The 12,133-nt window shown below is 65.4% G+C and carries 12 protein-coding genes; 10 read left to right on the forward strand and 2 right to left on the reverse strand.

Translation table 11 applies throughout. The annotated features are described in order from the left end of the window. Positions 1-76: 76 nt before the first annotated feature. The 9 genes from BHK69_RS32700 to rimO all read left to right on the forward strand — a co-directional run bounded on the left by BHK69_RS32700 (position 77) and on the right by rimO (position 8,708). Positions 77-244 carry a hypothetical protein gene (locus BHK69_RS32700; protein WP_158516247.1) on the forward strand — a complete coding sequence of 56 codons (168 nt, stop codon included), beginning with the start codon at positions 77-79 and terminating at the stop codon, positions 242-244. Further along, positions 241-1,698, forward strand: a complete 1,458-nt coding sequence (gene cysG / locus BHK69_RS19945; protein WP_069691618.1) for a siroheme synthase CysG — start codon at positions 241-243, stop codon at positions 1,696-1,698. Before BHK69_RS32700 ends, cysG begins: the two co-directional genes overlap by 4 nt. Before the next feature lie 263 nt (positions 1,699-1,961). After that, complete coding sequence (locus BHK69_RS19950) at positions 1,962-2,999, forward strand: sulfate ABC transporter substrate-binding protein (protein ID WP_069691619.1); 1,038 nt, start codon at positions 1,962-1,964, stop codon at positions 2,997-2,999. Between the two features lie 3 nt (positions 3,000-3,002). Further along, positions 3,003-3,848: a sulfate ABC transporter permease subunit CysT gene (gene cysT, locus BHK69_RS19955; protein WP_069691620.1), complete on the forward strand. Its 846-nt coding sequence runs from the start codon at positions 3,003-3,005 to the stop codon at positions 3,846-3,848. A gap of 46 nt (positions 3,849-3,894) precedes the next feature. Next, positions 3,895-4,734: a sulfate ABC transporter permease subunit CysW gene (gene cysW, locus BHK69_RS19960; protein WP_244548257.1), complete on the forward strand. Its 840-nt coding sequence runs from the start codon at positions 3,895-3,897 to the stop codon at positions 4,732-4,734. A gap of 14 nt (positions 4,735-4,748) precedes the next feature. Next, complete coding sequence (locus BHK69_RS19965; protein ID WP_069693821.1) at positions 4,749-5,795, forward strand: sulfate/molybdate ABC transporter ATP-binding protein; 1,047 nt, start codon at positions 4,749-4,751, stop codon at positions 5,793-5,795. 190 nt (positions 5,796-5,985) lie between these two features. Beyond that, a complete protein-coding gene (locus BHK69_RS19970) occupies positions 5,986-6,423 on the forward strand; it encodes an OsmC family protein (RefSeq protein ID WP_069691622.1) in 438 nt (145 codons plus the stop codon). Further along, positions 6,420-7,289, forward strand: a complete 870-nt coding sequence (locus tag BHK69_RS19975; protein ID WP_069691623.1) for a sulfurtransferase — start codon at positions 6,420-6,422, stop codon at positions 7,287-7,289. Before BHK69_RS19970 ends, BHK69_RS19975 begins: the two co-directional genes overlap by 4 nt. 99 nt (positions 7,290-7,388) lie before the next feature. Continuing rightward, a complete protein-coding gene (gene rimO, locus BHK69_RS19980; RefSeq protein ID WP_069693822.1) occupies positions 7,389-8,708 on the forward strand; it encodes a 30S ribosomal protein S12 methylthiotransferase RimO in 1,320 nt (439 codons plus the stop codon). A gap of 5 nt (positions 8,709-8,713) precedes the next feature. On the opposite strand, the gene BHK69_RS19985 is transcribed toward rimO, so the two are convergent. Together BHK69_RS19985 and BHK69_RS19990 are read right to left on the reverse strand one after the other, a co-directional pair. Next, positions 8,714-9,088 carry a hypothetical protein gene (locus BHK69_RS19985; protein ID WP_148663513.1) on the reverse strand — a complete coding sequence of 125 codons (375 nt, stop codon included), beginning with the start codon at positions 9,086-9,088 and terminating at the stop codon, positions 8,714-8,716. A gap of 236 nt (positions 9,089-9,324) precedes the next feature. Beyond that, on the reverse strand, positions 9,325-10,299 hold the full coding sequence (locus tag BHK69_RS19990) for a quinone oxidoreductase family protein (protein ID WP_069691625.1): 975 nt from the start codon (positions 10,297-10,299) through the stop codon (positions 9,325-9,327). A gap of 137 nt (positions 10,300-10,436) precedes the next feature. Here BHK69_RS19990 and BHK69_RS19995 point away from each other — a divergent pair, with 137 nt between their 5' ends. Continuing rightward, positions 10,437-12,083 carry a SulP family inorganic anion transporter gene (locus BHK69_RS19995; RefSeq protein ID WP_069691626.1) on the forward strand — a complete coding sequence of 549 codons (1,647 nt, stop codon included), beginning with the start codon at positions 10,437-10,439 and terminating at the stop codon, positions 12,081-12,083. Positions 12,084-12,133 lie beyond the last annotated feature (50 nt).

The raw sequence follows: 12,133 nt of genomic DNA on the forward strand, positions 1-12,133 counted from the left end.
CGCGATGGCGCCCCGCGCGGCCGATAGAGACAGCGCCGCCGGACCGGCGACATTACGCGGATTGAAGGAGGACAGCATGGACAGCGAGATCGCCAATCTGCTTCCGAAGCAGCCCCATGAGCGCTGGTTCGATCTTTGCTTTCGCCTTATCATTGTGCTCTTGGCTGTCTTCTGGTTGCTGATGCCGCCAGCGGGGGGCGAGACACGCCCCACCGATGTCAGAGCCACCACAGCGACGCGATGAGCGAAAGACAACCAGAGCCGACCACCGCGCGCCGCATCGACCGGCTGGCGACGCTGCCGCTCTTCCACAAGCTGGAGGGACGCAAGGTCGTGCTCGCCGGCGGCAGCGAGAGCGCGCTCTGGAAGGCCGAATTGATCGCGGCGGCTGGAGCCGACCTCCGTGTTTTCGCCGGCGATGCGGCTGACCGCTTCACGGACTTCGCCAACGAGCCACCCGCCGGCCATGTGACCGTGGTCGCCCGGCATTGGCAGCCGGACGATCTGGCCGACGCGGCGCTTGCCATCGGCGATATCGAGGATCTCGCCGAGGCGCGCGCCTTCGCGGCAGCTGCGCGGCAGCTGGGCGTACCGGTCAATGTCGTCGACAAGCCCGAATTCTGCGATTTCGCCTTCGGTTCGCTGGTCAACCGTTCGCCCTTGATCGTCGCGATCTCGACCGACGGCGCCGCGCCCGTCTTCGGGCAGGCGATTCGCGCCAAGATCGAAGGGTTGCTGCCGGCCGGGTTGAAGAGCTGGGCCCAGGCGGCCAAGGACTGGCGGCCCGCCGTGCAGGTGCGTGAGCTTCCTTTCGCGCTTCGCCGCGCCTTCTGGGAGCGCTTCACGGCGCGCGCCATCGCAGCTCCCGAACGAGACCCCGGCGAGATCGACAGGAGCGACCTCTTCAGCGCGCTCGACCGACTTGAAAACGCCCATGACGGCACAGGCCGGGTGACCCTGGTCGGTGCCGGCCCGGGCGACCCGGAGCTCCTGACGCTGAAGGCCATCCGCGCACTGCAGAGCGCCGACATCATCTTGTATGACGACCTCGTCTCGTCTGGCGTGCTGGAATTCGCCCGCCGCGAAGCCAAGCGCATGCTGGTCGGCAAGACCGGCTATGGGCCGTCCGTCAAACAGAGTGACATCAACGCCCTGATCGTCGCACTGGCTGGTCAGGGCAAGCATGTCGTGCGCCTCAAGGGCGGCGACCCCGGCATCTTCGGCCGCGCCGGCGAGGAGATCGAGGCCTGTGCCGCCGCCAATATCCCGGTCGCGATCGTGCCCGGCATCTCGGCGGCGCAAGGGGCTGCGGCCTCGCTTGGCCTGTCGCTGACCCATCGCGACCATGCGCGCCGCCTGCAATTCGTCACCGGCCATGCCCGCAGCGGCGACCTGCCTGACGATCTCGACTGGCAGGCCATGGCCGATCCCTATGCGACGACGGTGATCTACATGGCCCGCGCCACGCTCGCAGGCTTCCGCGACCGCGCCGTGGCGGCCGGGCTCGATCCGCAGACACCGGCCGTTGCCGTGCTGGCGGCGACGCGGCCGGACGAAGTCCGGGTGGCCGCGACGATCGCGACATTGCCTGATATGCTCACCCAGTTGCCGGCCAAGGGGCCTGTGCTCGTCCTGGTGGGGCATGCGCTGGGGGCGGTAGCCGCCACCAGCGTATCGCAGGATTTGCGCCGGGCCTGAATTCGGCGCTGCCACAACGGCTTATTTGGATTTATGCCTGATCTGCCCGCAAATCTCGTTGCGCGGAAAATGCCTGACCAAAAATACGGTGGAACGCCTTCAAGGGAGACGCGTTTTCTCCCATAGGGTTCAAGTTTGGAACGGGCCTGCTGCAGCATGCCGTTGAGGCTGGTGCGAAAATTCAGTACGTTTCGTTTGTTATTAAGAACGAATGCCGGCGGTTCCTAGCGAGCCTCCGGCATTGACCGCAACGGAGCCCTGACATGACGCAACCTATCTTTCGCCGTGTGCTTAGAGCCGGGCTCGTGCTCGGGGCCTTCTCCTTGTGCTTCGGCGTCGTGGCCGGCGCACGCGCCCAGACCGAGTTGCTGAACGTCTCCTACGACCCGACGCGGGAGCTCTACCGCGACCTCAACGCGGCTTTCATCGCCGAATGGAACGCGAAGAACGCCAAGAAGATCACGACCATCCGCCAGTCCCATGGCGGCTCGGGCGCACAGGCCCGTACCGTCATCGATGGTCTCAATGCGGATGTGGTGACGCTCGCCCTCGCAGGCGACATCGACGCCATCGCCCAGCGCTCGAAGAAGCTGCCGGAAAACTGGCAGACGCGCCTGCCCAACAACTCCTCGCCCTACACCTCGACGATCGTCTTCCTCGTCCGCAAGGGCAATCCCAAGGCGCTCAAGGACTGGGGCGACCTGGTCAAGCCGGGCGTGCAGATCATCACGCCGAACCCGAAGACCTCGGGCGGGGCGCGCTGGAACTATCTCGCCGCCTGGGCCTATGCCGACAAGGCCTTCAACAAGGACGAGGCGAAGGTCCGCGACTATATCGGCAAGCTTTTGGCAAACGTGCCCGTGCTCGACACCGGCGCGCGCGGCGCGACCACGACCTTCACCCAGCGCGGCATCGGCGACGTGCTCCTGGCCTGGGAGAACGAGGCCTTCCTCGCCTTGCATGAATTCGGCGCCGACAAGTTCGATATCGTCGTGCCGAGCCTCTCGATCCTGGCGGAGCCGCCGGTCGCGCTGGTCGACGCCAATGTCGACGCCAAGGGCACCCGGGCTGAGGCACAGGCCTATCTCGACTTCCTCTACACGCCGAAGGCCCAGGCGATCATCGCGAAGAACTATTATCGGCCGCGCAATGTCGAGGCGGCCGCCCCCAAGGACATCGCGAACTTCCCAAAGCTCGAGCTGGTCACGATCGACAAGGACTTCGGCGGCTGGGCCAAGGCGCAGCCGGCCCATTTCGGCGACGGCGGCACCTTCGACCAGCTCTACAAGCCGGCGCGCTAGCTGATGGCGGCGGCGACCTCAGTTTGGCGGCAACCGAGCATCCTGCCAGGATTCGGCATCGCGCTCGGCATCACGCTGAGCGCCTTGTCCCTGATCGTGCTCGTGCCGCTGGTGGCGCTGGCGCTGAAGGCGGCGAGCGCCGGCCCGGCCGATATCTGGGCAGTGACAACCTCGCCGCGTACGCTGGCAGCGCTGCGCTTGTCATTTCTGGGAGCTCTGTTCGCTGCCTGCGTCAACGCCGTCTTCGGCATGATCCTCGCCTGGGTGCTGGTGCGTTACGAGTTTCCGGGTCGTCGTTTCATCGATGCAGCGGTTGACCTGCCCTTCGCCTTGCCGACGGCGGTCGCCGGCATCGCGCTCACGGCGATCTATGCGCCCAATGGCTGGGTCGGCAGCTTGCTGGCGCCCTATGGCATCAAGGTCGCCTATACGCCGCTCGGCGTGATGGTGGCGCTGATCTTCGTCGGCCTGCCCTTCGTCGTGCGCACCGTGCAGCCGGTGCTGGAGGAGATGCAGGCCGATGTCGAGGAGGCCGCGGCGCTGCTCGGGGCCGGCCGCTGGCGCACCATCTTCACGGTGATCCTGCCTCCGATCTATCCGGCGTTGCTGACCGGCTTCGTCCTCGCCTTTGCGCGCGCGGTCGGCGAATACGGCTCGGTGATCTTCATCGCCGGCAATGTGCCGATGGTCTCGGAGATCGCGCCCCTGCTGATCGTGATCCGCCTGGAGCAATTCGACTATGCCGGCGCCGCCGTCGTTGCGATGCTGATGCTGTTGATCTCCTTTGCCCTCATCGTCTTCGTCAACCTGATCCAGGCGCGGGCCCGCCGGAGGTTCGGCGATGTCTGATGCAACTCTGCCCCAATTCCGAACCGACACGGCCCGGAAGCGTGATATGCGCCGCATCCGCGGCGAAGGCGTTATCGTCAAGACTGTGCTGATTGCGGTCTCGCTCGCCTTTCTCGCGCTGTTCCTGCTGCTGCCGCTGGCCTCGGTCTTCGTCGAGGCGGGTGCGCGTGGCTGGACGGCTTACAAGGCGGCCGTGACCGAGCCCGATGCGGTCGCGGCGATCCATCTCACCCTGCTGGTCGCCGGTATCGCCGTGCCCTTCAATGTCGTCGTCGGCATCGCAGCCGCCTGGGCGATCGCCAAGTTCGAGTTTCGCGGCAAGAACCTGCTGATCAGCCTGATCGACCTGCCCTTCTCGGTGTCTCCGGTGATCTCGGGCCTCGTCTTCGTGCTGCTCTTCGGCGCGCAAGGCTATTTCGGTGCCTGGCTCAAGGCCAATGACGTGCAGATCGTCTTCGCCCTGCCCGGTCTCGTCCTGGCGACGGTGTTCGTGACCTTCCCCTTCGTCGCACGCGAGCTGATTCCGCATATGCAATCGCTTGGTTCGGCCGACGAGGAGGCGGCGCTGACGCTCGGCGCTTCGGGCTGGCGGACCTTCCTGACGATCACGCTTCCCAATGTGAAGTGGAGCCTGTTCTATGGCGTGCTGCTCTGCAACGCGCGCGCCATGGGCGAGTTCGGTGCGGTTGCGGTCGTCTCCGGCAAGATCCGGGGGCTGACCAACACCATGCCGCTGCATGTCGAGATTCTCTACAACGAGTACATGAGCGCAGCGGCCTTTGCCGTCGCCTCGCTTCTGGCAGGGCTGGCGCTCGTCACGCTCGCGCTCAAGACGCTGCTGGAATGGCGCTACTCGGATTCCATCGCCGCCAGCCGCCGCCATTGATGAAGGACGCAAGCATGTCGGTCGCAGTCACCATCGAATCGATCGAGAAGCGCTTCGACGCGTTCGCTGCCTTGCGCGGCGTCTCGCTCGACATCCAGCCTGCCGAACTCGTCGCCTTGCTCGGCCCCTCGGGCTCAGGCAAGACGACGCTGCTGCGCTTGATCGCCGGCCTCGAACAGGCTGATCGGGGCCGCGTGCTGTTCGGCGAGACCGATATGCGCGATCTCTCGCTGCGCGACCGGCGGATCGGCTTCGTCTTCCAGCATTACGCCCTGTTCCGGACCATGACGGTCGGAGAGAACGTCGCCTTCGGCCTGAAGTCGCGCCCGCGCGCGGAACGGCCGGACCCGGCGGAGATCAGAAAGCGGGTCGGTGACCTGCTCGAGCTCGTGCAACTGCCCGGCCTCGACAAGCGCTATCCGAGCCAGCTTTCGGGCGGCCAACGCCAGCGCGTGGCGCTGGCTCGCGCGCTGGCGATCGAGCCGCGGGTGCTGCTGCTCGACGAGCCTTTCGGGGCGCTCGACGCCAAGGTCCGCAAGGACCTGCGCGCCTGGCTGCGCGATCTGCACCGCCGCACCGGACATACCACCGTCTTCGTCACGCATGACCAGGAGGAGGCGCTGGAACTCGCCGACCGGGTCGCGATCCTGAATGACGGCCGTATCGAGCAGGTCGGTTCGGCGGATGATGTCTATGACCATCCGGCGACGCCCTTTGTCTGCGAGTTCCTCGGCGAGGTGAACAAGCTCCCGGTCAAGGTCGTCGGCAGCCAGGCCTTTTTCGGCGATCGACCGGTGCTGGGCGGGTTGTCGCAGAACCAGGGCGGACAGGCTGCGCTCTATGTCCGGCCGCAGCATCTGCGCATCGTCGACGATCTGCCGCTGGCGCTGCCTGGCGTCGTCGAGCATCTGCGCCGGAACGGCCCGCTGCGACGCGCCGAGGTCGCGGTCCAGGGGCTGGCGAAGCGCCTCGACGTGGACCTGGCGAGCCAGGTCGCGCCGGCGATCGGCGAGCGCATCCGCTTGCGCATCACCCATGGCAGTCTGTTCGCGGCAGCCTGAGCGGTCTCGCTTCGGCCTTCACCAGCCGCTAGCCTAGGTGCGAGAGCCGGATGATTTCAGATGGAATCACAGAGTGATTCCATCTGAAATCTGAATCCGTCTCTCATCTAAAAGTGAGAGCAGGATCAATGCGAAAAACCGGTTCCCACTTTTTCGCATCCTGCTCTGGTGATTTGCATAGGAGCGAACGATGAAAGCGCGGGCGAAATGGGTCGAGGGCATGGCCTTCATGGGCGAGGCCGGTAGCGGCCATGCCGTGATGATGGACGGCGCTCCTGAATATGGCGGCCGCAACATCGGCATCCGGCCGATGGAGATGCTGCTGATCGGGCTGGCCGGCTGCACCGGCTTCGATGTCGTGCAGATCCTGCGGAAGGGCCGCGAGAGCGTCACCGGTTGCGAGGTCGAGGTCGAGGCGGAACGCGCCACCGAAGACCCCAAGGTGTTCACCAAGATCCACCTCGCCTACAAGATCACCGGGCGTGGGCTATCGCAAGCGAAGGCGGAACGGGCCGTCACATTGTCGAAGGAAAAATACTGTTCGGCTTCGATCATGCTCGGGGCGACAGCTGAGATGAGCTACACGCTCGATGTGGTCGACGAATTGCAGAAGGTGGCGGCCGAATGAGCAAAACCCAATTCTCCGGACTGATCACGCCCGAGGCTCTCGGGCAGCGACTGGGCGACAGCAACCTGGTCGTCGTCGACATCCGTTCCTCGGTCGATGGCGGCGGCAAGGCGGCGTATGAAGCGGGACATGTTCCCGGCGCCGTGCACAGCGACTATGCCGCCGATGGCTGGCGCGCCAAGGTCGGCAATGCGCCGGGGATGCTGCCGTCGCTTGAGCATCTGGCCGCGCTCGCGGGACGGCTCGGCATCAAGCCGCATGACGACGTCGTCATCGTGCCGGCCGGCGTCAGCGCGACCGACTTTGCCGCCGCCGCGCGGGTCTACTGGACGCTGAAGCTGATCGGTCACGGCCAGCAGGCCATTCTCGACGGCGGCTTCAAGGCCTGGAGCGCCGATCCGCAGCGCCCGGTCGAAACCGGGCCATCCGCTCCGAAATCGACCGATCCCTATCCGGTCGTGATGCAACAGCAATTGCGCAGCAACACCGATGCGACCCTCGTGGCTTCGCGCAGCAAGCTCGCGACCCTGGTCGATGCGCGTTCAGCGAGCTATTTCGAGGGCCGCGAGAAGGCCGCCGAGGCAGCGCGTGCCGGGCATATCCCGGGAGCGGTCTCGCGCGATTATGCCGCAGCCTTCGACCCCGGGACAGGCGCTCTGAAGCCAATCCGCGATCTGTCCACGCTGTTTGCCGGCGTGCCGAACGGGCCGGCGATCTCCTATTGCAACACCGGCCACACGGCGGCGCTGAACTGGTTCGTGATGTCCGAGGTGCTCGGCCGCGAGGAGGTCGCGCTCTATGATGGTTCGATGACCGACTGGACGCAGGACGAGGCGCGTCCGGTTTCGACGGAAGCCGCGGCATAACCTTCCAGATTTGCCAAACAGGCTGAAACGGTTCAAAGGAAGCGCCGTGCGCGAGCCATGCCGCGCCGCTTCCTTTCAGAATTGTCGAGTCGCCTGCCGATGAACGCCGTCGCGCCGAAAATCTCTTTCGTTTCGCTGGGCTGCCCCAAGGCCCTGGTCGATTCCGAACGCATCATCACCTCGCTGCGCTCGGAGGGCTATGAGCTCAGCAAGTCACATGCGGGCGCCGATCTCGTGATCGTCAACACTTGCGGCTTTCTCGACAGCGCCAAGGCGGAATCGCTGGAGGCGATCGGGGCGGCCATGTCGGAAAACGGCAAGGTCATCGTCACCGGCTGCATGGGCGCCGAGCCCGAGCAGATCCGCGATGCCTTCCCGAACGTGCTCGCGATCACGGGCCCTCAGGCCTATGAGAGCGTCGTCTCGGCCGTGCACCAGGCGGTACCGCCACGGCACGACCCCTTCGTCGACCTTGTCCCTGACCATGGCATCAAGCTGACGCCGCGCCACTACGCCTATCTGAAAATTTCAGAGGGCTGCAACAACCGCTGCAGCTTCTGCATCATCCCGAAGCTGCGCGGAGATCTGGTCTCGCGGCCGATCGGCGAGGTGCTGCGCGAGGCCGAGAAGCTGGTGAAGGCCGGCGTCAAGGAACTGCTGGTGATCTCGCAGGACACCAGCGCTTATGGCCTCGACATCAAATACGCGCCCTCGATGTGGCAGGACCGCGAAGTTCGGACCCGCTTCTTCGAGCTTGCGCGTGAATTGGGCCAGATGGGCATCTGGGTGCGGATGCACTACGTCTACCCGTATCCGCATGTCGACGAGGTCATCCCCCTGATGCAGGAGGGGTTGATCCTACCTTATCTCGACATCCCCTTCCAGCACGCTTCTCCCAATGTTCTCAAGGCGATGAAGCGGCCGGCTCATCAGGATCGCACGCTCGACCGCCTGCGCAAATGGCGCGAGATCTGTCCTGATCTCGCCATCCGCTCGACCTTCATCGTCGGCTTCCCCGGCGAGACGGAGGAGGATGTGCAGTTCCTGATCGATTGGCTGAAGGAAGCCAAGCTCGAGCGCGTCGGCTGCTTCAAATACGAGCCTGTAAAGGGCGCGCCGGCCAATGATCTGGGCCTCGCTCTGGTTCCGGAAGAGGAAAAAGAGGCGCGCTGGCACCGCTTCATGAAGGCGCAGGCCGAGATCAGCACGCGCATCGTCAAGAACCGCGTCGGCAAGCGCATTTCCGTCATCATCGACGAGGCCGGCCCGACCGTCGCCAAGGGCCGCTCGAAATGGGACGCGCCCGAGATCGACGGCAATGTCTATGTCGCGAGCCGCCGGCCGCTTAGGGCCGGCGACATCGTCACGGTGAAGATCGAGCGGGCCGACGCTTATGACCTGCACGGCGTCGCGGTTTAGGACCTTCACGGATATTCGCAGAAATAGCGGATGATCTGGCCGCCCCGGCCGCGCACCGCGAAGACCTCACCACCGGCGCAGGCATTGCCGGTGTCCGCGACCTGGCGCACGGGCCGCTGACGCTGCGGCGGCGGTTCGTTGCAGACATGGGTGAGGCAGCCCGTACCGGCGCGACGCATCTCGACCGCACGGGTCAGGCGGGCCCTGGCGTGATCCTCGCGCAGCACCTGCAGGATAGAGGGATCGCCACCCCCTCCTCCGTTGCCGCCATTGCCGCCGTCACCGCCACGGCCTCCGCCGCCACCCTGCTGGGCCATGGCAACTGTCGAAATGGTGAGCGAAGCTAAGACGAGCCCCGCGAAACGAATGGTCCGGTTCATGACCTGTCTCCCGAATGAGGATCAGCATGTGCTGACCCTCATTGGTCGCAGGCCGGGCCGAACAGGTTCAAAGCCGGTTCGATTTTTCTCACACCGGCTTTGAGACTCGCCTAAGAGCAGGATGCGAAAAAGTGGGAACCGGTTTTTCGCATTGATCCTGCTCTCATTCTTAGATGAGAGACGGATTCAGATTTCAGCTGGGATCACTTTGTGATCCCAGCTGAAATCATCCGGATCTAGGGGATCAGGACGGTCGAGCCGGTGGTGCCGCGGCTTTCAAGCGCGCGATGCGCATTGGCTGCGTCCTGCAACGCGAAAGTCGCGTTGACCGGCACGGTGACGGCGCCCGACGCGACCGCGCCGAACAGATTGGCCGCCATCTCGATCATGGTCTCGCGCTTGGCGATATGGGTGAAGAGCGTCGGCCGGGTCACGTAGAGCGAGCCCTTCGGCCCGAGCAGGCCGAGATTGAAGGGCTCGACGGCGCCCGACGCATTGCCGAAGCTCGCCAGCACGCCGAAGGGGCTCAGGCAATCGAGCGAGGGCAGGAAGGTGTCCTTGCCGACGCCGTCATAGACCACCGCGCAGAGCTTGCCGCCGGTGATCTCCTTGACGCGGGCCGGGAAGTTCTCCTCGCGATAAAGGATGGTGTGGTCGGCGCCATGCGCCTTGGCGAGCGTGGCCTTTTCCTTGGAGCCGACGGTGCCGATCACGGTCGCGCCCAGCGCCTTGCCCCATTGACACAGGATCAGCCCGGTGCCGCCGGCCGCAGCATGGACGAGGATGATGTCGCCCGGCTTCACCTTATAGGTGCGGTGGAGCAGGTATTCCGCGGTCATGCCCTTCAGCATCATGCTGGCGGCGGCCTCATAGGTGACCGCATCCGGCAGCGCCACGACGGAATTGACCGCGACGATGCGCTCCTCGGCATAGGAACCGAGCGTCGCGACATAGGCGACGCGGTCGCCGACCTTGAACTCGGTGACATTGGGGCCGACCGCCAGAACCTCGCCCGCGCCTTCATTGCCGGGTACGAAGGGCAGTTGCGGGACGGCGTAGAGGCCGGTGCGGAAATAGGTGTCGATGAAGTTCAGGCCGATGGCCCGGTTCGTGACCAACACCTCGCCCGGCCCCGGCTGGGGCAGCGTGATATCTTCCCATTGCAGCACTTCGGGGCCGCCGACCTTGTGAACGCGGATGGCCTTGACCATGAATCCAACTCCCTGATTTGAAGACGGGACCATAGGGACTTGCATCCGTACCGTGCAACGGCTGGACTGCGCGGGGGACCGGCGTGCAGCGCCGAGTCGGACTCGCGAAACTTGCGCATGCGGGGCGGGCGCGTGACATGACCGAGCAAACGGCCCGTGGCGGCAACGCCGATATTCTCACGCAATTCACCCCCAAGCTCGTTTCGGCGCTGCATGAAGGCTACGGCTTCGACCGGTTGAAGGCCGATGCGCTGGCCGGGCTCACTGTCGCGATCGTTGCTCTGCCGCTTTCCATGGCGATCGCCATCGCCAGCGGAGCAACACCGGCGGCGGGCCTGTTCACGGCCATCGTCGGCGGCTTCTTCGTTTCGGCGCTGGGTGGCAGCCGTTATCAGATTGGCGGGCCGGCGGGAGCCTTCATCGTCCTGATCGCGGCGACGATCGATCAGCATGGCTTCGATGGGCTGCTACTGGCGACGCTGATCGCGGGCGCGCTCCTGATCGCCATCGGGTTGCTGAGGCTCGGCACCTATATCCGCTACATCCCGCATCCGGTGCTGGTGGGCTTCACCACCGGGATCGCCATCATCATCTTCGCCAGCCAGATCCGCGACCTGCTCGGGCTGACGCTGCCGGGCAAGGAGCCGGCGGCGCTGCTGCCCAAGCTGGAGGCGCTCATCGGCGCGCTCGGCACGCTCAATCCCGCGGCCCTGGCGCTCTCGCTGCTCACCATCGGCATCATCCTGGGTCTCAAGCGCATTCGGCCGAGATGGCCCGGGCTCTTGATCGCAGTCGCAGCGACAGCTGCGCTGGTCTTCCTGCTGAAGCTGTCGGTTGAGACGATCGGCACGCGCTTCGGCGGCATCCCGAGCGCCCTGCCCGCCCCGCACTGGCCTGGCTTTACCCGCGACAAGCTGATCGCAATTCTGCCCGCCGCGCTCTCGATCGCGGCGCTGGGAGGCATCGAATCGCTGCTCTCGGCCGTGGTCGCGGACGGGATGACCGGGCGCCGGCATCGCTCGAACATGGAATTGGTCGCTCAAGGGGTCGCCAACATGGCGTCCTCGCTGTTTGGCGGCATCTGCGTCACCGGCACCATCGCGCGCACGGCGACCAATGTGCGGGCCGGCGGCGTCACGCCGGTCGCCGGCATGCTACACGCGCTGTTCATACTGCTGTTCATGCTGATCGCCGCGCCATTGGCGACCTATATCCCGCTCGCTGCGCTGGCGGGCGTGCTTGCCGTCGTCTCCTGGAACATGGCGGAGAAGGCGGCCTTCGCCGCGATCCTGAAGCATTCGCGCGCCGACGCCGTCGTTCTGCTCGCGACCTTCCTGCTGGTGATGTTCGAGGATCTGATGGTGGGTATCGGCGTCGGCGTCGTGCTCGGCTCATTGATCTTCATGCACCGCATGGCGCAGGTCGTGACGGTCGAGGCCGGCATGGAGGCCGCCTCCGAGGAGGATGAGGCCGATACGGGTGTCGCGGGCCAGCACAATGGCGACGTCTTCCACTACAAGATCAGCGGGCCATTGTTCTTCGGCGCGAGCACGCAGGTCATCACCGTGCTCGACCGGATCGGGAGCTATCCGGAGCGGATCGTGCTCGATCTCTCGGGCGTACCTTTCGCCGATTCGAGCGCGGCGGTGGCCTTGAAGGCGGTGATCGACAAGGCGAAGCATCATGGCGCGATCGTCGAGATCAGCGGCGCGACCCTGGCCGTGCGGCGCGTATTGCTGCATGAGGGCATCCGCGAGCCGCTCGTCGCCTTCCGCAATGCCTGAGCTGCGACGCAGCGGCCGGTGGCCAAGCCCGCCCGCTTCGGCTAGCGACA

Source organism: Bosea vaviloviae (assembly GCF_001741865.1).
GTDB classification, from domain to species: domain Bacteria; phylum Pseudomonadota; class Alphaproteobacteria; order Rhizobiales; family Beijerinckiaceae; genus Allobosea; species Allobosea vaviloviae.